The 18521-nt window shown below is 35.6% G+C and carries 17 protein-coding genes; 14 read left to right on the top strand and 3 right to left on the bottom strand.

Translation table 11 applies throughout. The annotated features are described in order from the left end of the window. Positions 1-7: 7 nt before the first annotated feature. Both BLS98_RS00675 and BLS98_RS00680 read left to right on the top strand, forming a co-directional pair. Entirely contained in the window at positions 8-2065 is a 2058-nt protein-coding gene (locus tag BLS98_RS00675) for a M13 family metallopeptidase (RefSeq protein WP_089732596.1), read from the top strand. Positions 2066-2421: 356 nt separating this feature from the next. Next, complete coding sequence (locus BLS98_RS00680) at positions 2422-4518, top strand: M13 family metallopeptidase (protein ID WP_089732598.1); 2097 nt, start codon at positions 2422-2424, stop codon at positions 4516-4518. Positions 4519-4577: 59 nt separating this feature from the next. Here the strand turns inward: BLS98_RS00680 and BLS98_RS00685 are convergent, their stop codons facing one another. Then, entirely contained in the window at positions 4578-5624 is a 1047-nt protein-coding gene (locus BLS98_RS00685; RefSeq protein WP_089732600.1) for a hypothetical protein, read from the bottom strand. Positions 5625-5976: 352 nt separating this feature from the next. On the opposite strand from BLS98_RS00685, the gene BLS98_RS00690 reads away from it, so the two are divergent. The 10 genes from BLS98_RS00690 (at position 5977) to BLS98_RS00735 (ending at position 14935) form a co-directional block, all read left to right on the top strand. After that, the gene (locus BLS98_RS00690) at positions 5977-6423 is read left to right on the top strand and encodes a type VI secretion system contractile sheath small subunit (protein ID WP_167356143.1); all 447 of its coding nucleotides are present in this window, start codon (positions 5977-5979) and stop codon (positions 6421-6423) included. A gap of 20 nt (positions 6424-6443) precedes the next feature. Continuing rightward, positions 6444-7808, top strand: a complete 1365-nt coding sequence (locus tag BLS98_RS00695) for a DUF5458 family protein (protein ID WP_089732602.1) — start codon at positions 6444-6446, stop codon at positions 7806-7808. Positions 7809-7886: 78 nt separating this feature from the next. Beyond that, positions 7887-8342 carry a hypothetical protein gene (locus tag BLS98_RS00700; RefSeq protein WP_228425412.1) on the top strand — a complete coding sequence of 152 codons (456 nt, stop codon included), beginning with the start codon at positions 7887-7889 and terminating at the stop codon, positions 8340-8342. An 82-nt stretch (positions 8343-8424) separates the two neighbouring features. Further along, positions 8425-9459 carry an A/G-specific adenine glycosylase gene (locus BLS98_RS00705; protein ID WP_089732606.1) on the top strand — a complete coding sequence of 345 codons (1035 nt, stop codon included), beginning with the start codon at positions 8425-8427 and terminating at the stop codon, positions 9457-9459. A gap of 44 nt (positions 9460-9503) precedes the next feature. Further along, positions 9504-10061 carry a gliding motility lipoprotein GldD gene (gldD, locus tag BLS98_RS00710; protein WP_089732608.1) on the top strand — a complete coding sequence of 186 codons (558 nt, stop codon included), beginning with the start codon at positions 9504-9506 and terminating at the stop codon, positions 10059-10061. Positions 10062-10088: 27 nt separating this feature from the next. Continuing rightward, positions 10089-11012 (top strand): PfkB family carbohydrate kinase, encoded by a 924-nt coding sequence (locus BLS98_RS00715; RefSeq protein WP_089732610.1) that lies wholly within the window; start codon positions 10089-10091, stop codon positions 11010-11012. Positions 11013-11098: 86 nt separating this feature from the next. Further along, entirely contained in the window at positions 11099-12466 is a 1368-nt protein-coding gene (locus BLS98_RS00720) for a peptidylprolyl isomerase (RefSeq protein ID WP_089732612.1), read from the top strand. A gap of 110 nt (positions 12467-12576) precedes the next feature. After that, complete coding sequence (locus BLS98_RS00725) at positions 12577-13077, top strand: hypothetical protein (protein ID WP_089732614.1); 501 nt, start codon at positions 12577-12579, stop codon at positions 13075-13077. A gap of 61 nt (positions 13078-13138) precedes the next feature. Further along, on the top strand, positions 13139-14128 hold the full coding sequence (locus tag BLS98_RS00730) for an NAD(P)H-dependent flavin oxidoreductase (RefSeq protein ID WP_228425414.1): 990 nt from the start codon (positions 13139-13141) through the stop codon (positions 14126-14128). A 36-nt stretch (positions 14129-14164) separates the two neighbouring features. Then, entirely contained in the window at positions 14165-14935 is a 771-nt protein-coding gene (locus BLS98_RS00735; RefSeq protein ID WP_089732616.1) for an alpha/beta fold hydrolase, read from the top strand. A 472-nt stretch (positions 14936-15407) separates the two neighbouring features. Here the strand turns inward: BLS98_RS00735 and BLS98_RS00740 are convergent, their stop codons facing one another. Together BLS98_RS00740 and BLS98_RS00745 are read right to left on the bottom strand one after the other, a co-directional pair. Further along, positions 15408-16025 (bottom strand): HD domain-containing protein, encoded by a 618-nt coding sequence (locus BLS98_RS00740; protein ID WP_089732618.1) that lies wholly within the window; start codon positions 16023-16025, stop codon positions 15408-15410. Between the two features lie 26 nt (positions 16026-16051). Next, positions 16052-16351, bottom strand: coding sequence for a rhodanese-like domain-containing protein (locus BLS98_RS00745; protein ID WP_089732620.1), 300 nt, complete (start codon positions 16349-16351; stop codon positions 16052-16054). A gap of 173 nt (positions 16352-16524) precedes the next feature. Here BLS98_RS00745 and queG point away from each other — a divergent pair, with 173 nt between their 5' ends. Both queG and BLS98_RS00755 read left to right on the top strand, forming a co-directional pair. Continuing rightward, complete coding sequence (queG, locus tag BLS98_RS00750; protein WP_089732622.1) at positions 16525-17469, top strand: tRNA epoxyqueuosine(34) reductase QueG; 945 nt, start codon at positions 16525-16527, stop codon at positions 17467-17469. A gap of 354 nt (positions 17470-17823) precedes the next feature. Next, complete coding sequence (locus BLS98_RS00755) at positions 17824-18507, top strand: TIGR02117 family protein (RefSeq protein WP_089732624.1); 684 nt, start codon at positions 17824-17826, stop codon at positions 18505-18507. Positions 18508-18521 lie beyond the last annotated feature (14 nt).

Below are 18521 nucleotides of genomic sequence, written 5' to 3' on the forward strand. Positions count from 1 at the left end.
TATCATAATGAAAAAACTAACGCTTTCTTTGTTTCTAATAGCAGGGATCTGCTCTCAAAATATAGTGAGTGCACAAGCTAAAACTGCTAAAGTAGCAGTAAATAACGCAGATAAAGGTTTAGACCTTAGCTTAATGGATACTTCGGTACGTCCACAGGATGATTTTTATAATTATGTGAGCGGAACCTGGATGAAAACAGCTAAAATTCCAGCTGATAAACCAAGTTGGGGAAGCTTTAATAAATTGAGGGAGGATACGGATAACAATTCCATGACTATCCTGAATTCTCTTTTGAAAGATAAATTTACTGACGGCAGTGAAGGGAAAAAAATTCAGGATCTTTATGCATCTTACATGAATATGCAGAAGAGAAATGCTGACGGAATTAAGCCAATTCAAGAAAATCTGAATAAAATTGATGCTATCAAAAATATGGCTGATCTTCAGACTTATTTAACTTCTGTAACCAGAGAAGGTGAAAACCTTTTTTACGGATGGGGAGTATATGCTGATTTAAAGGATTCTAATATGAATGCCGTTTACTTAGGAGATGCAACTCTTGGATTAGGAAGAGATTACTACCAGAAAGTAAATGAAAAAAATACAGAAGCTATTGCTGAATATCAGAAGTATGTAGTTTCTATGTTGAAGGAATTAGGATATAAAAATGCTGATGAAGCAGCTAAAAATATCGTTAACTATGAAAAAAGTATTGCACAGACGCTTTTAACGAATGAGCAGAGCCGTGATAATACCCTTCAATATAACCCTCAGACGATGGCTGAGCTTTCAACTTTGGTAAAAGGAGTAGACATTCCTGCTTACCTTAAAAAAGTAGGAGTAAATACAGACAGAGTAATTATTGGAGAATTGAATTACTATAAAAACTTCGATAAACTGGTCAATGCTCAGAACCTTCCAGTCATTAAAGATTATCTGAAATTCCACATGATTAACGGAAGTGCTTCTTACCTAAGTGAAAAACTAGGAGATATGAAGTTTGCATTCTTCGGTAAATACTTAAATGGACAACAGGAGCAGAGAGCATTGAACAAGAGAGGTTTTGAATTAATCAACAGAAACTTGGGAGAAGCTTTCGGAAAATTATATGTTGATAAATATTTCCCTGCTGAAGCTAAAGCTCAGATGGTGGAATTGATCGACTACTTAAAGAAAAGTTTCGTAGTTCACATCAATAACCTATCATGGATGTCTTCTACTACCAAGGAAAAAGCGCTTAAAAAGCTGAATAAATTCACTGTAAAAGTAGCTTATCCGGACAAATGGAAAGATTATTCAAAATTAGATATCGTTTCAGAAGCGAAAGGAGGTACATTGTACAGCAACCTACAGCATGTTGGTGAGTGGCAGTACAACAGAGAGTTAGCTAAAATCGGAAAACCGGTAGATAAAACAGAATGGGGAATGACTCCACAAACTGTAAATGCTTATTACAACCCTGTATTTAACGAAATCGTATTCCCTGCAGCAATCCTTCAGCCGCCATTCTTTAACCCTAAAGCGGATGCAGCTGTGAACTTCGGTGGAATTGGTGCCGTTATCGGTCACGAAATGAGCCACGGATTTGATGATTCAGGAGCTCAGTTTGATGCAGACGGTAACTTGGTAGACTGGTGGACTCCGGAAGATAAAGCTAACTTCGAAAAAGCGACAAAAGCTTTAGCAGCTCAATATGATAAATATGAGCCTGTAAAAGGAACATTTGTAAACGGTACCTTCACAAACGGTGAGAACATTGCTGACTTAGGTGGAGTAAATATCGCTTATGATGCGCTTCAAATGTACTTAAAAGATAAAGGAAACCCAGGAAAGATCAGCGGATTCACTCAGGATCAGAGATTCTTCCTAAGCTGGGCAACCGTTTGGAGAACTTTATCAAGTGAAAAATATATGATCAACCAGGTGAAGACAGATCCGCACTCTCCGGGTTACTTCAGAAGTTTTGGTCCGCTAATTAACGTTGATACTTTCTACAAAGCATTTGATGTGAAAAAAGGAGATAAATTATACAAAGCTCCAGAGGACAGAATCAAAATCTGGTAAAATATACAAACCGCTCAGCAATGAGCGGTTTTTTTGTTTTTTTAGAGATAAGGTAATAGGTAATAGGGTGGCATTGATGAATTACTTTAACCAAAACCCATAAGGAATGGCTTTCATCATTCCCCTCCGCTGGAGGGGTGGCAAAAATTCTTTGAATTTTTGACGGGGTGGTTTACATACCCACAGTATTTCTATTTTCAACCCCAATTTACCCATTAAAAAACTTTAAACCATAAACCTCAAACTTTACCCCCATAAAATCACTATTATTCTCATCAATTATCGATTATCCTTCATCACTTATCATTAAAGTTCGTATATTTGATAAGTTTGTGTACAATCAAAAATTATCTTCAATGAAAAAGCTAAATATTGGTATACTTGCCTTTTCGGGTATAGTATTGCTTAATTCGTGTGGTGCAGCAAAGACTGCAGGGACAGAGACAAAAACAGAGGCTACAGCAAAAGTTGCAACGCCGGTAAAAGAAGAAATAAAGGAGGAAGGGATTAATCTCTCTTATATGGATACAGGGGCTCGTCCACAGGATGACTTTTTTAGCTATGTAAACGGAAATTGGGTGAAAACTACACAGATTCCTTCAGATAAAGCCAATTGGGGATCTTTCAATGCTTTGAGAGAAAATGTAGATGATGCTTCATTGGATATTTTGAACAAAATTCTTAGCGAAACATATCCTGCAGGTTCTGAAGGGCAAAAGATCCAGAGTCTTTACGCATCTTTTATGGATACAGCCAAAAGAAATACAGATGGATTAAACCCTATTAAAGCTGATCTTGCAAAAATTGATGCTATTAAAAGCCTTAATGACCTTCAGAAATATCTTTTAGAAGCTACAAAGCTGGGAGATAATTCTTTCTACGGATGGAGAGCAGGAGCAGATATGAAAAATTCTAAGATGAACGCTGTATATCTTGGAGGTCCGGATCTTGGATTAGGAAGAGACTATTATCAGAAAGTAAATGAAGCCAATACTAAAACATTAGGACAATATCAGGCTTATGTTGGAAAATTATTCGGAGTTTTAGGCTATAAAAACTCTACTCAGGCTGCTCAGAATGTGGTAGATTTTGAAAAGCAACTGGCAAATTACTTACTGACACTGGAACAGAACAGAGATGCCAATTTAAGATATAATCCTAAAAACGTTTCGGAATTATCAGGTTTAGTGAAAAATGTAGATCTTGCAAAATACCTTAAAGAAGCCGGGGTAAATACAGACAGAGTAATCATCGGAGAACTGAAGTACTACCAGAACATGGATCAGTTCGTTACACAGAAAAACTTACCTTTATTAAAAGATTATCTGAAATATCACCTGATTAACGGTAATGCCAGTAACCTTGATGAAAACCTTGAGCAGATCAGATTTGATTTCTATGCAAAAGATTTACAAGGGCAAAAAGAACAGCGTCCTATGAACAAAAGAGGTTTAACTCTTGTAAACGGTGTTCTTGGTGAAGCATTTGGAAAATTATACGTAGAAAAATACTTTACTCCGGAAGCAAAACAGCAGATGGAAACCTATATTGATTACCTTTTAAAATCATTTAAAACCCATATCGCGAATATCGACTGGATGTCTCCTGAAACAAAAGTAAAAGCTCAGGAAAAACTCTCCAAATTCACAGTAAAAATTGCATATCCGGACAAATGGAAAGACTATAGCCAATTAAACGTAGAATCTCCAAAACAAGGCGGATCATTATATGCAAACTTACAGAATGTATCAGCTTGGCAATACCAAAGAAATTTGGATAAAGTAGGAAAACCGGTAGATAAAACGGAGTGGGGAATGTCTCCACAAACCGTAAACGCTTACTATAGTGGTTCAAACAACGAAATAGTATTCCCTGCAGCAATCCTTCAGCCGCCTTTCTACAATCCTAAAGCAGATGCAGCCGTAAACTTCGGTGGAATTGGAGCAGTAATCGGTCACGAAATCTCTCACGGTTTTGATGACAGTGGTTCCCGTTTCGATGGTGATGGAAACCTTAATAATTGGTGGACGGATGCTGACCGTAAGAACTTTGATGCAAAAGTGGCTCAGTTAGCCGCTCAGTATAGCGCTTATGAACCGGTAAAAGGAAGCTTTGTAAACGGTAAATTTACAAGTGGAGAAAATATTGGTGACTTAGGTGGAGTAGCAGTAGCTTACGATGCCCTTCAGATGTACCTTAAAGATAAAGGAAACCCAGGGAAGATCAGTGGATTTACTCAGGATCAGAGATTCTTTATGAGTTGGGCTACTGTTTGGAGAACAAAAGCAACCAATGAATATATGATTAACCAGGTGAAAACAGATCCGCATTCTCCGGGAATGTACAGAGCTTTCGGACCATTAGTCAATCAGGATTCATTTATCAAAGCATTTGATATCAAGTCTGGAGATAAAATGTACAAAGCTCCTGAAGACAGAATAAAAATTTGGTAAGAATACCAAAATATTGTTAGACAAGAAAGCATCCATCTCAATATAAGATGGATGCTTTTTTAATAGGCTTTCTTATAATTCCGGATCACAAACTTTATTCCGGTTTCTATAATATCGCCCATGGTTTTGCAATACTTGAAATTAACATCGTAGGTAAGTTTCTGCAACGCTGTTTTTAACTCTGTAACATTGGCTTCCGGTGCAATATCTTCTTGTTTCATAATAGAAATCAGTTCATCAAACCTACTTTTGCTGCTGGTTACCCTTTTTACAATTTGTGAGCGTACTTCCTTACGATACTGCTCTACAGAATTAGGTTTCAGTTTTTCCAATACCATGGTAACCATCGGGTTGTTTTCTTTGAAATACTGAGGAAGATAAACTTTCAGATTCCCTTCGTAGCATTGTTGGTCAAAATCGATAGGGCGAATTCTGTAAATTACCTGGTCAAAATCGTGAATAGGAATAACCACATAATTATAAGAACGCATATCCCCAAGTAATCCAATGAGGCAGCGTTCATTAAACTTCACAAATTCCTTGGAAATCTGTGCCTTTTCCTGTTCTGTACAATTGGACATGTGCTTCTGAATAAATACATCTCCGGGAATTCCTAAGATATGTTCTTCTATTAAAGTATTTTTATAAATCAGAAAGTTAATTCGGTTAGGAGAAAGCAGGTCCTCCAATTCCAGTCCATATATACGGGAAGCATCTGCCTGTTTAATATAAAAGTTAGTGTAATTATCGTTCAGAATATTTCTTACCCTAATTCTGAAAGGTTTAGAATTTCCAAAAGTACAGAAGTCAATGGTATCTACTGTCAGATAAGGTAAAGTAGCCTCATCTCCGTCAGAATGAAGAAGAGTATAAATTTTATTTAAATTAGCCTCTATTTCTTTAAACTCAAATTCAGGATACAGTACACCCAGCCATAAAGTATCTTTACCTTCTTTATCCAAAATACGCACACTATCACTGAATCTTAGCAGGTCTTCATACAAAAACCGGATCTTGGTAGTTCTGTTATGTTTTTCCAAATATTTCTGTAAGGCTTCCGAAACAGGATATATTGGTTTTCTGAATGCTATCTTTACATCTTTCATCACTTTGTTTACTTTATTTAAATATAAAGAATATTTTTCCTCACCTCAGAGAAATTCCTATTTAGCACATATTTGTTGTTTTTTATCAATGCAAAATGTACCCGGATTTTATTTTATCTCTCTATAGTTTGTTTTATTTATTTTTTCATAGCTTAGTGACATCGTAAGATGGTGATTTTATGGTAAATAAATATAGATAAATTTAAATGATTTAAGAAAAATCTTGACAAAATTTTGTATGTTACAGTTTTTTTTTAAATTTAAACTCTGGATTTGTAATTTATTTGATTTATATGTAAATCTCTAGAAGACAGATCTAAACCAAAATAGTAAATCTCAAAATAATAATAATATGGCAATGTTTAATTATGGTGTTGGCGGAAACGAGGTAAAAGTAGACGCTAATGAAGCTATTCAGGAAATACAGGAAAATAAATCACTGATAGTAAGCCAGCTTACAACAGACGAATCTTATACCCCTGAAATTGTAACAGGATTAAAAACAGTGGAAGATGTATTCAAACATTTTCAGCCTTCTGTAGCGGTACAGCATGAAACAGAAGATGGAGGAATGGTTGATGAAGAATTCCGTTTTCAAAATCTTGGAGACTTTACTCCTAAAAGCCTTACTCAGAAATCTGACTATCTTCAGCAGCTGAGCATTGAACAGGAGCAGTACAACAAAATTGTACGTCAGTTGAAAACTAATAAAATTCTTCGTAATATGCTGGAGAACGATCAGACAAGAACTGCGTTCATCGAAGTATTGAAAGAAGTAGCACAAGAACTTGAAAAATAATTAAAGACTTACATTAAATCATGGATAGCAAATTACAGGCGCAAGAAAGCCAGCAGCAGGGACAGCAGCAGCAACACTCAGGGCAGCCGAAGGGCAACCCGCTTGCTGAACTCAATAAAATGGGAGGTTTTGGCTTTGTTGAATCCGTTGTAGACGGTATCGCCAATATGAACCCAACTAGAAAAGCAAGGAAAGAAATTTTCCTTAACGATAATAATAAATCAGACGAAAGAAAAGAACTTCTTCAGAAGATCAATCTTTGGGTAAGCCTTTTAGAAGGTAGCGAGTCTGCAGATAAAATGGCTGATACGTGCAAAACCAAAGCACAACAGGCTGATCAGAATTTAAAGAAAAATCTAAAAAATACACTGGATGCAGTTCGTCTGTTAGAAACCAACTACAGAACTGTAGCTCAATTCTACAAAAATACAGAATTGGATAAAGTGGATAATGTAAGTATTGTTAACGCAAGCCTGGATCAGGTTTCAGACCTTGACAATCCTTTATTCATTGATGCTATTTCTGAAGAATTCAAAAATTACTACGACCGTTTAGACCTTAGAGATAACTATTCAATCCTTGCAATCCCTGGATATTTAGGATCAAATAAAGTTATTGAAAAATGGGCTAAAATCTGTAACGAAAACAAAGTAATGATGGTTACAGACTTCGCTAACCTTGATAAGCCAGATGACGTAGTAGATCTATTCCATTCTGCAAACCTTACAGGTGGTGAACTTCACAGAAGTAACGTAATCATGACGTGTAACTGGTTAGTAGGACGTGGAAAAGCTGAAGAAGTAGGAGAAGAAGATAACGTAGAACTTCCACCTTCCACTTCATTAGCAGGTAAAATCCATAAAACACTGATGTCTCAGGTAGCAGCAGGTAAAAAACATGGTAATATCAACGAAGTAGACGCTGTAAAATTCGAATTGAAGAAAAGTGAAATCTCTCAGTTGGAAAAAATGGGTCTTGTACCAATGGTTAACGAATACGGTAAAATTATGGCTTTCTCTGCGAAGACATTATTTACAGGAGACAATATCGGTCTTCAGACGTATTCAGTAGTTCGTGTATTCGACTATGTAACTAAAGTATTGCTAGACTTCCTAAACAGAAGAGCCTTCGAAAACTGGAATGCTAAAAACGAAGACGATTTGAGAAGACAAATTGTAACATTCCTTGATAATATCAAAGGACCGGACAAATTGATCGAAAAATTCAAGATCGTTCGTTTCGAGCAGGATAGAGTAAACAAAGACAGAGTATGGCTAGACATCCGTATGACCCCTTATTTCCCTACAAAAAGTTTCGTTATTAAACTAGACGGACACAAAGGAGATGATGGTAACGAATGGGATGCACAATACACTCAGGAATAATAACACCTTATTTTTAATCATAAAAACCGATGCATTTTTTACATCGGTTTTTTTCTACCAATACCTATGAATATTAAAATGAAAATTAAGCTTGCTATCGGCTTGCCTGTATTGTTGCTGGCTCTTTTAGTGAGTTGTGAAAAAAAATACCAAAGTCCCGGTCAATATGAAGAAGACCTTTTTGCAGACGAACGTCAGGAAGGAAAGGCTTATATCATGGACGAAGAAGAATGTTTCGATGGCAGTGAATTGGTTCTGGCAAGTTCAGAAGTGAAGCTGGCAGACAGTTCAAAAGGTCGAGGGAAAGCTTTTTTCCTTTATAAAGTAAGATCCGGAAAAATTTTGAAAACAGTAAGAGATTCCACTCTGGATATGCCAATGATGTTTTTATCACCTCATAAGCTAAAGCTGAAAGAAGATTCCATGTATTTATATCTGAAAAAATTGGATGGATATCGTTTTATAGCTAAAGAAAGAAACCTGAAATACCAGTGGTTAAGAGGGGCATCCGTATATTCTGTGAAGAAAAAATAAAATAAGTCTATCTTTGCGGTCTTGAAATAATGTTCAGGATGAAGAGGCAAAAGTCCCTTCAAGGATTTAAACAGATTGGTTTTTGGAAAAGAATAATGCAGCCACAGAGTTTCTTCATGTAGGAAACAGGCTTTTGGAATGGTATAGAAATAATGCAAGAGATCTGCCTTTCAGACAGACAAAAGATCCTTATAAAATCTGGATCTGTGAAATTGTATTTCAGCAGACAAGAATCAATCAGGGGCTTAATCACTATAATAATTTCATTAAAAGATTTCCGGATGTAAAAACCTTGGCAGAAGCTGAGGAAAATGAAGTTTTATTGTATTGGAAGGGCTTAGGCTATTATTCCAGAGCCATCAATATCCATAAAGCTGCCCAGCAGATTATGAACGATTATCATGGGGTGTTTCCAAATCAGTATGATGAAATCTTAAAGCTGAAAGGTATCGGGAAATATACAGCTGCAGCTGTTTCAAGTATCTGTTTTGGCGGAAAAATCCCGGCTGTAGACGGAAACTTTTACCGGGTTCTCAGCAGGTTCTTTGCAGATGATTTTGATATTTCAAATTCAAGAGCATTTGCCTATTTTTCAGAACTGGCAACCTTGGTAATGCCGGATAACGTTGGAGACTTCAATCAGGCGATGATGGATATCGGTTCAGAGATCTGTAAACCCAAAAATCCACTGTGTGGCGAATGTCCGATTAATGAAGACTGTTTGGCCTTTTCCCTTCAAAAAATATCAGATTACCCTGTTAAAACGAAAAAAGTGAAGGCGGAAGACCTTGCTTTAACCTATTATTTTGTTCACAGAAATGGAGAATTCCTGATTCGTCAGAGAGCAGATGACTTTATCTGGAAAAAGTTGTTTGAGTTTCCAACCTCTATTTCTTCTGAAATGGAAACTTTTATTACAGGCTCAAAAACAGTTAACCATAAACTGACACACAAGAATTTAAGCATTGAAATATTTAATGTTGAGGTGTCTTCAGAAGACATCTGGAATCGTTTTATGACTGAAAATCAGTACCAGATTACAGACGTTCAGGGTTCTCATGAAAAATCCTTTCCTAAGCCTTTGGAAAATTACATTCAAAACTCATTGAAAGACTGAAATTTGTCTTCCGAAATCTGAAATCTAATTTGTACTTTTGCAAAATGATTAAAAAAGTCATTTTTATTTTTGTATCACTGCTTTTAATTTCCTGTGGAAAAGATCCGGTTCCGAAGCCGTACGGAGAACTGCGTCTGGAATACCCGGCACCGAAATATCAGAAGTTTGAAAACAACTGTGCTTATACTTTCGAGTATTCGGATTTCGCCAATATTACAGCAGCGAAAAAACCTTGCTGGTATTACCTGAACTATCCAAAGATGAAAGCAAAGGTTTTTGTAACCTATTACCCGATACAGAATGATTTTGCAGAACACATCAAGGAAGCGGAAAAAATGGTATATGAACATACCATCAAAGCCAGTTCTATAGACACTAAATCCTTTGAATATCCTGAAAAGAAAGTATACGGGAATTTCTATGAACTGAAAGGACAGAGTGCTTCCAATCTTCAATTTTACATTACAGACAGTACGAAACATTTCGTGACTGGTTACTTATACTTTAATACGAGACCGAAACCGGACTCACTGGCTCCTGCAGTAAACTATATCAAAAACGATATGAAACACATGCTGGACTCTTTTGAATGGAAAAAATAATTACTTTTAATATACATTGAAAAATATATGAAACTTTTAGTTGTAGGAAGTGTTGCATTTGATGCAATTGAAACACCATTTGGTAAAACGGACAAAATTTTAGGAGGAGCTGCTACTTATATTGGGATCACTTCATCTATTTTAGGCGTTAAATCCGGTATTGTTTCTGTAGTAGGAGGAGACTTTCCACAGGAACACCTTGATATGTTTACAGACAGAGAAGTAAATATCGAAGGAATTGAAATCGTAAAAGAAGGAAAAACATTCTTCTGGTCAGGGAAATATCATAATGATCTGAATACCAGAGATACTTTGGCTACAGAAGTAAACGTGTTGGAGAATTTTGATCCGAAAATTCCTGATTCAATGCAGGATGCCGAAATTTTATTACTTGGAAACCTACACCCTGGAGTTCAGTTATCCGTATTGGAAAAAATGAACAACCGTCCTAAGCTTGTGATCCTTGATACGATGAATTTCTGGATGGACTGTGCGTTGGATATTCTGATGGATATGATTGCTAAAACAGATGTAATTACCATCAATGATGAAGAAGCAAGACAACTTTCAGGAGAATATTCTTTAGTGAAAGCTGCTAAAAAGATCCACACCATGGGTCCTGAATATGTTATCATCAAAAAAGGAGAGCACGGAGCTTTACTTTTCCACGACAATAAAGTATTTGCAATCCCTGCACTTCCATTAGAAGATGTTTTCGATCCAACTGGAGCTGGAGATACTTTCGCAGGAGGTTTTGCTGCTTACCTTGCTAAAAAGGGAAAAATTGATTTCGAAACCATGAAGTCTGCATTAATCGTAGGATCTGCTATGGCTTCATTCACTGTAGAGAAATTCGGAACAGAAAGAATTCAGGAAGTAAATGAGTCCGATATGTTCAACAGATTGAGACAATTTAAAGAATTGACAACATTTGATGTTGAACTGCAGTAAATAAGTCTTTTTAAGAAATATTTATAATAAAAAATTGAGTGAAATTCGTTAAGAATTCTAAATTTGCAACTTGTTAAAATAGTAAAATGACAAATAAACTAAAAATCACTTATCTTCTTGGGATTTTCATCATGATATTTTCATCCAATATGATGAATGCCCAGCTAAAACCGGGAGATTTAGTGGATGGTATTGCTGCTGTAATCGGAAATGAAATTGTTTTGGAATCAGATGTTACGGAGCAGATGAATTATGGGAAACAGCAGGGAGCTAACAACACAGACAAATGTGAGTTTCTTGAAAGCCTTATCAACAACAAACTTCTTGTATACGAAGCAAAAAAAGATACGCTAATTGAAAACCGTTCTGCTGCAATTAAAGAGCAGGCTAATCAAAAATATCGTCAGTTGCTTTCTCAATTTCCGGATGAAAAGTCATTATTAGTCGCTTATAAATTCAGAAATTCTTACGAAATGAAAAACGCTATCGAGAAAATCGATACGGATCAATATTACGGACAGGCAAAATACCAGAGAGTTACTGATAAAGCAGACGTTACACCTAACGAGGTAACTGATTTTTATAATATGTATAAAATGCAGCTGCCACAGGTAAAAGACGAGGTTACTTTAGCTCAGGTTATGATGTATCCTACCTTAACTGAAGCTCATAAGCAGGATTTAATCAACAGACTTAAAAAAATTAAGAAGGATATTCTTGGTGGAGAAACTTTTGAAAGCCAGGCAAGAATTTACTCTGAAGATGAAGGTTCCGCTTCCAATGGGGGATTATATAAAAACATCAATAAAGGACAGATGGTGAAGCCGTTTGAAGCTGCAGCATTAAACCTTCAGGAAAACGAAATCTCAGATCCTATTGAATCTGAATTCGGATACCACATCATTCAGTTGCTTAAGAGATCAGGAAAAGTATATGACGCAAGACATATTCTTTTAAAAGCTACTCCTACTGATGAGGAAATGAAAACAGCAAAAGCAAAACTAGATAGCATCAGAGGTTTAATTGCTGATGGAAAGATGACATTTAAAGATGCTGCGTTCAAGTTTTCAGATGATAAAAGAACTAAGTTCAATGCCGGTATAATTCCTGGTGGTGACGGTTCTGATAAAATTGAAAGAGAAAGTATCCCTGGAACAATCAGCTACGAATTGGCAGGTTTGAATAAAGGAGATATTACAACTGCTTTTGAAGATGAAGATAACAGAAGAAAGGCGGTGAAAATCATCAAACTTGAAGACGTTATTCCTGCACACCAGATCACTCTGGAAACAGACTTTAGCCGAATCAAGCAGATGGCGCTCAATAAAAAGAAAAACGAAATGGTTGAGAAATTTGTGAACTCTAAGTTACCAACCACTTTCATCTCCATTGACGGACGTTACGATAACTGTAACTTTAAATCCAACTGGAAGAAAGAATCAATCAAAAAATAAAATCAAAACCTTCAGAATTTCTGAAGGTTTTTTTTGTGCTTTCAATGATGAAGATGAAAGTTTAGATATTTCCATATAGACTATTTTATACCTTTACAAAAATTAAGAAAATGGATTTTGCTTTTTATCTTAATGAATTTCGTTTGGCTGCCGCAGAGATTCCTCAAGAAAATCTTGATAAGGAGTATTTAAAAATATCCGTCACTACTGTTCTTGAATCTGCAGCCCTCAAAATTTATAAACCCCAATGGTATGGAGATTCTAAATTATCAGAAGAACCATCAGGAAGGATTTTCTTTTCAGTCTGGATAAATGAAAAGACCATAAAAGAGGGAAGGCTATATTATAACATTCATGCTTTAAAACTTCGTGAGCTGAAAAACTATAAAATAACCAGTAAAGATTTTGCACAGAATTTCAGAACAGAATTTTCAAGATATCAGGAAGACTGGCCTAATGTAAATATCAACTTTGGACCACTTACTTTAATGGAGGGATGGATAGAGCTGAAAAATGATACCATCCGGAAAGATGTATCTCTATTGGCCCAAAAATTTGTGAAGATAAGCTCCATCATAGATAAGGTTTTGGAAAAGTATGAGAAACCGTAATTCTAGCTATTTTTTATTTCATAGAAGCGCCTGATAATGTTTGTTTTTAGTATTTTTACGCATGAGCAATTTTATAGATTTCAACGCAGCAAAAAAATTACATGATATGCAGGCCAGTCAGAATAGAATTTCAGAACTTTTTAATATCAAATATCCGATTATTCAGGCAGGGATGATCTGGCATTCCGGATGGAAGCTGGCATCAGCAGTTTCCAATTGTGGCGGATTAGGATTAATAGGAGCAGGAAGTATGTATCCTGATATCCTTAGAGAGAACATTCAGAAGTGCAAACAGGCTACCGATAAGCCTTTTGGGGTGAACGTTCCTATGCTGTATCCCAATATTGAAGAAATTATTCAAATTATTCTGGAAGAAGGCGTTAAAATTGTATTTACTTCAGCCGGAAATCCAAAAACATATACAGAAACCCTACAAAAAGAAGGATTAAAAGTAGCTCACGTAGTTTCCTCTACCAAATTTGCAGTAAAGTGTGAAGAAGCAGGAGTAGATGCAGTGGTTGCTGAAGGATTTGAAGCCGGCGGTCACAACGGAAGAGATGAAACAACTACATTCTGCCTTATTCCAAATGTAAAAAAACATATTTCTAAGCCGTTAATTGCAGCCGGAGGAATTGCTTTAGGTTCTCAGATGAAAGCAGCAATGATCCTTGGTGCAGACGGAGTGCAAATAGGATCTCGCTTTGCAGCGACAACAGAAGCAAGTGCTCATGAAAATTGGAAAAAGAAAATCACAGAACTTCAGGAAGGTGATACTCATCTTACGCTAAAAGAATTAGCTCCTGTAAGAATGGTTAAAAATAAATTCTTCACTGAACTGGAAGATATCTACCAGGCTGGAAGAAACAAAGATGCCCTTATTGCATCCTTAGGAAGAGCCAGAGCAAAACGCGGAATGTTTGAAGGAGATATGGAAGACGGGGAACTTGAAATAGGACAGGTATCTGCTCTGATTAATGATATTCTTCCGGTAGAAGCTGTTTTCAGTCAATTATTAAAAGAATTTGAAGAAACAAAAATGTCTTCTTTTTAAAAAATTGCGAGAGATATACTATTATAATTTGAATTGATGGAGGAAAGAATAATTGATGTAAGGGGGAAAAAACTATACACAGAGTATTATAATTCATTTGAAGGTAAGCCAACCATTGTTTTTCTACACGATTCTCTTGGATCTGTGCAACTTTGGAGAGACTTTCCTGCTAAATTATTACAATCTACAGAATGCAATGTCCTTGTTTATGACCGATTAGGATATGGAAAATCTTATCCAATGCCTACTTACATAAGACCGGTGAATTACATGGAATTGGAAGCAGATTTGCTGAATGAACTCTTGGCTGAGCTCAATATTAACAATGCTATTTTGTTTGGACACAGTGATGGAGGAACAATCGCTTTAATTACTGCCGCAAAATATCCGGAAAGGGTAGATGCTGTTATTTGTGAAGCTGGACATATCTTTGTGGAAGAAGTGACTTTAAAGGGTGTATATGATGCCTGGGAAGCTTATAAAACCACCAATTTGCCGGAACGTTTGCAGAAATACCATGGTGACAAAGTCGAAATATTATTCAGAGCATGGACTGAGACCTGGACCCGTGATGATTACAGAACATGGAATATAGAATATCTTTTAAAGGATATTACCTGTCCGCTTCTGTTTATTCAGGGCGAAGCCGATGAATATGGTACCTTGAATCAGGTAGAGAAAACAGTTACTCAGATTACTGGGAAAGCTGAAAAATATATTATTCCAGAAGTCGGGCATACACCACACAAAGAAGTTCCGGACTTGGTTTTGAAAAAAGCAGTAGAATTTATCAGAAATAACTCTTAATACTTAATAAACTTCACGAAATAAAATAGAAAGCTATCTCACTTTGAGATAGCTTTTTATACATAATAAAACTTACTGTATTCTGAGAATTCACTTATGCTCATTACCTATTTGTACATATACTGTGAATTTGTACAATATGTACTTAAACAGGAATCAGAATGCATAAAAAATATATTAATATGAAAATGAGAGGAGCTCAATTATTTTCTTAATTTATAAAATTGAGAAAGATAGAATATAATTGATTTTATAAAAAAGTGAATGACATTAATATGCAGTCATAGTGTCTATCTGAGCCTAAAATTACAATAAAAACGCAATGAACATCTCTATGTTGGGATATAATATATTGTACTTTTGAAAATAAGGTTTTTAGTTGGTACGAAAACTAATGATGTAAATCATTAAATGTTGTTTGAGATGAATGTGTGAAGAGATGCAATTTTGCATCTCTTTTTATTTTTAAAGATTATAATAACTGAATTTCAGCTGCAATGTTTGATTTTGCCTGTACTTCATACTTCTCTTTAAAATAGTCTGTCTTAAAAATACTGTTGAGTTCCAGAAAATGTTTAAGTACTTTTTTTCTGCCTGGTTTATAAAGAAGATCAGGATAAATGGAATATTCTTTTCTAATCATTCGGGTATATGCCAGATAACTTTCAAAGTCTTTTCCAAGAATAGAAAGATCAGCATCCAAAAGATAATTGGTATTTTGATCTTCTGATTTCTGATGAAGTTTGGTGGCCAGAATCTGGTCAGAAATAATGGTAAGGTCACCTTGATGTAAACCAAGTTCAGAAAGTCTTTCCACAGCTTTCAAAGCACTTTTTTCCTCATTGGATTTAGAGCTTGCATTATAAATAATATCATGATAGAAAACAGAAAAAGAAACCGTGGAAAAATCTGAAATGTTACTTTTTACAGCATCTAATTCCCTGAACATATTTTCAAGGTGAAGAAGATTGTGATAGTGTCTGCCTTTTTCAGTATATTTTGTTTCAATCTCTTTCCATAGGGAACCGATTAAACCTAAATCATTAGTGAAAAGTAAACACAGCTGTTCAAATTGATCTCTTAGATTCATGATAAAAGGTATAAAAAAAGGAACTTTTAAAAAGTTCCTCTGTTTGCTTCAAGAACAGCCTTTAGCTCAGCCCAGCCTCCGCCGTTGTGACCATCCTTTAATCCTTGACTGGTAAGATATTCCAATGCTTTTCCGCTTCTGTTTCCACTTCTGCAGAATAAAATTACTGGCTTTTCGATGGATAGGATCTCATCCTGTCTGTCTTCTACTTCACCCAGTGGAATATTTTTGGCACCATCTATATTTCCGTCCATTTCAAGCTCCATTGGCTCACGAACATCAATCAATTCATAGTTTCCAGATTGTATTACTTCTATTAAAGACATAGTTGTTTGTTTTAAACATTAAATTATAAACGAAATTACGTAATTTTTTTTTGAAAAAAATCTTAATTAAAACATAAATTTTTCAGAAAGGAACCAGTTTGTAAGTTGGAAAGGAAACCTATTAACGAATCGTAAGATTGATAAAATAATCTTAATTTTGCAGTGTGAAATTAATGAACGCTGGTGCTGAAAAATATTCCGAACTGATAAAATCCAAGGCTAAAAGCTTTGGCTTCCAGAGTTGTGGCATATCTAAAGCAGATTTTTTGGAGGAAGACGCTGCACACCTTGAAAAATGGTTGAAAAACAATTTTAATGGGGAAATGAAATATATGGAAAATCATTTCGATAAAAGGCTCGATCCAAGATTGCTGGTAGAAGGTTCTAAATCTGTAATTTCACTTTCTTACAACTATTTTCCTGAAGAAAAGATCTCTATTCTGGAGAACTTTAAAATTTCAAAATATGCCTACGCTGAAGACTACCATGAAGTCATCAAGGAAATTCTTCGTGAAATGGTTGCTGAATTGCAAGAGGAAATAGGAGAGTTCGGGTTTAGGGTTTTTGTAGATTCGGCACCGGTAATGGAGAGAAGCTGGGCCAGAAAATCAGGAATTGGCTGGGTAGGAAAAAATGCTAATCTGATTACCAAACAAAACGGATCTTTTTATTTCCTGGCAGAAATTATCTGTGATCTGGAGCTTATAGCCGATCATGAAACAACCGATCATTGCGGAACCTGCAGGAAATGTATTGATGCCTGTCCCACAGATGCTATTATATCAGAAAAAATTATTGATGGAAGCAAGTGTATTTCTTATGCTACCATAGAACTGAAAAATGAAATTCCGGATCATTTCAAAAATAAAATGGAAGACTGGATGTTTGGATGCGATATCTGCCAGGATGTATGTCCCTGGAACCGATTTTCAGCGCCTAATAAACAGAGCCGATTCAAACCCAATGAAGCATTGAAAAACTTCAAAAAAGGAGAATGGAAAGAGCTTACCCAGGAAATTTTCTCCGATATCTTCAAAAAATCGCCTGTGAAGAGAACCAAATTTGCAGGTTTGAAGAGAAATATTGAATTTTTAGAGCGATCTTCAGACTCGTTTTAGGGTACTTTTTTGGTGATGATTCCTACCTTGGAAGTTTTTCAAGTTCCAAACAAAAGCTGATAATCGACCATTCCTTAGATTTTCAACACTAAGGAGGTTTTGATTTAACTGAATAAGTTGTCTAAAAATCCTTTCCTAAAAAGAAAAATTGACCTTCAGGAGATTATAGTCTCACCGAAAATCAACGTTTTTTTTGTACTCTTTTTGGAGCAGTTTTTACTCTTACTTTAAATCTTTTCTGTGATTTGGTATTTTTACGCATATTTGTGAATATTTCGTAATTAAATATAGCCATTTTTCCGATTAAAACAAATACTTTTACGAAAAATTATATATTAAATTTTATTCAAAAACATGACTGTGAAAACCATATTAATCTACGCATTAAAAATTCTGGGAGTCATTCTGGGAATTGTAATTGTTTATGTTCTTCTGGGATTACTGATCCCTTTCATTCCGGTTTCTGCCAAAGATGACGGTGAACAGAAAGATATTGCCATTTATATTTATACCAACGGTGTTCATACGGATATTGTAATGCCTGTAAAGAATGATCTGAAGGATTGGAGCTTAATGATTCCTTTTGCAGACACAAAATCAAAAAAAACAGATTATAAATATGTTGGGATAGGATGGGGAGATAAAGGTTTTTATCTGGATACGCCTACCTGGGCAGATCTTAAGTTTTCAACAGCAGTGAAGGCCGCTTTTTGGTTAAGTGATTCAGCCATGCACACCACTTATTATTATGCGATGAAAGAAGGAGAAGACTGTAAAATGATTATGATAAGCAGAAGCCAATACCAAAGTTTAATTAAATTTGTAGAAGATAAATTCGATAGAGATCAGAATGGGAAGTTCATGCTGATTCCTACCGATGCTGTATATGGTGATAATGATGCATTTTATGATGCTAGAGGTACTTACAGTTTCTTGTATACCTGCAATACCTGGTCAAATAATGCACTGAAAGCTGCAGGGCAAAAAGCTGCTCTTTGGACTCCCTCAGATTTTGGGATTTTCCAGCATTATAAATAAATATAAATCTGTTG

The sequence above is a fragment of the Chryseobacterium jejuense genome (assembly GCF_900100075.1).
Taxonomy (GTDB): domain Bacteria; phylum Bacteroidota; class Bacteroidia; order Flavobacteriales; family Weeksellaceae; genus Chryseobacterium; species Chryseobacterium jejuense.

Coding starts and splice junctions, on each gene's coding strand:
- queG (WP_089732622.1), top strand. CDS start 16,525: ATGAACGCTGGTGCTGAAAAATATTCCGAACTGATAAAATCCAAGGCT.
- BLS98_RS00755 (WP_089732624.1), top strand. CDS start 17,824: ATGACTGTGAAAACCATATTAATCTACGCATTAAAAATTCTGGGAGTC.
- gldD (WP_089732608.1), top strand. CDS start 9,504: ATGATTAAAAAAGTCATTTTTATTTTTGTATCACTGCTTTTAATTTCC.
- BLS98_RS00700 (WP_228425412.1), top strand. CDS start 7,887: ATGAAAATTAAGCTTGCTATCGGCTTGCCTGTATTGTTGCTGGCTCTT.
- BLS98_RS00725 (WP_089732614.1), top strand. CDS start 12,577: ATGGATTTTGCTTTTTATCTTAATGAATTTCGTTTGGCTGCCGCAGAG.
- BLS98_RS00715 (WP_089732610.1), top strand. CDS start 10,089: ATGAAACTTTTAGTTGTAGGAAGTGTTGCATTTGATGCAATTGAAACA.
- BLS98_RS00740 (WP_089732618.1), bottom strand. CDS start 16,025: ATGAATCTAAGAGATCAATTTGAACAGCTGTGTTTACTTTTCACTAAT.
- BLS98_RS00680 (WP_089732598.1), top strand. CDS start 2,422: ATGAAAAAGCTAAATATTGGTATACTTGCCTTTTCGGGTATAGTATTG.
- BLS98_RS00730 (WP_228425414.1), top strand. CDS start 13,139: ATGAGCAATTTTATAGATTTCAACGCAGCAAAAAAATTACATGATATG.
- BLS98_RS00685 (WP_089732600.1), bottom strand. CDS start 5,624: ATGAAAGATGTAAAGATAGCATTCAGAAAACCAATATATCCTGTTTCG.
- BLS98_RS00735 (WP_089732616.1), top strand. CDS start 14,165: ATGGAGGAAAGAATAATTGATGTAAGGGGGAAAAAACTATACACAGAG.
- BLS98_RS00675 (WP_089732596.1), top strand. CDS start 8: ATGAAAAAACTAACGCTTTCTTTGTTTCTAATAGCAGGGATCTGCTCT.
- BLS98_RS00745 (WP_089732620.1), bottom strand. CDS start 16,351: ATGTCTTTAATAGAAGTAATACAATCTGGAAACTATGAATTGATTGAT.
- BLS98_RS00690 (WP_167356143.1), top strand. CDS start 5,977: ATGGCAATGTTTAATTATGGTGTTGGCGGAAACGAGGTAAAAGTAGAC.
- BLS98_RS00720 (WP_089732612.1), top strand. CDS start 11,099: ATGACAAATAAACTAAAAATCACTTATCTTCTTGGGATTTTCATCATG.
- BLS98_RS00695 (WP_089732602.1), top strand. CDS start 6,444: ATGGATAGCAAATTACAGGCGCAAGAAAGCCAGCAGCAGGGACAGCAG.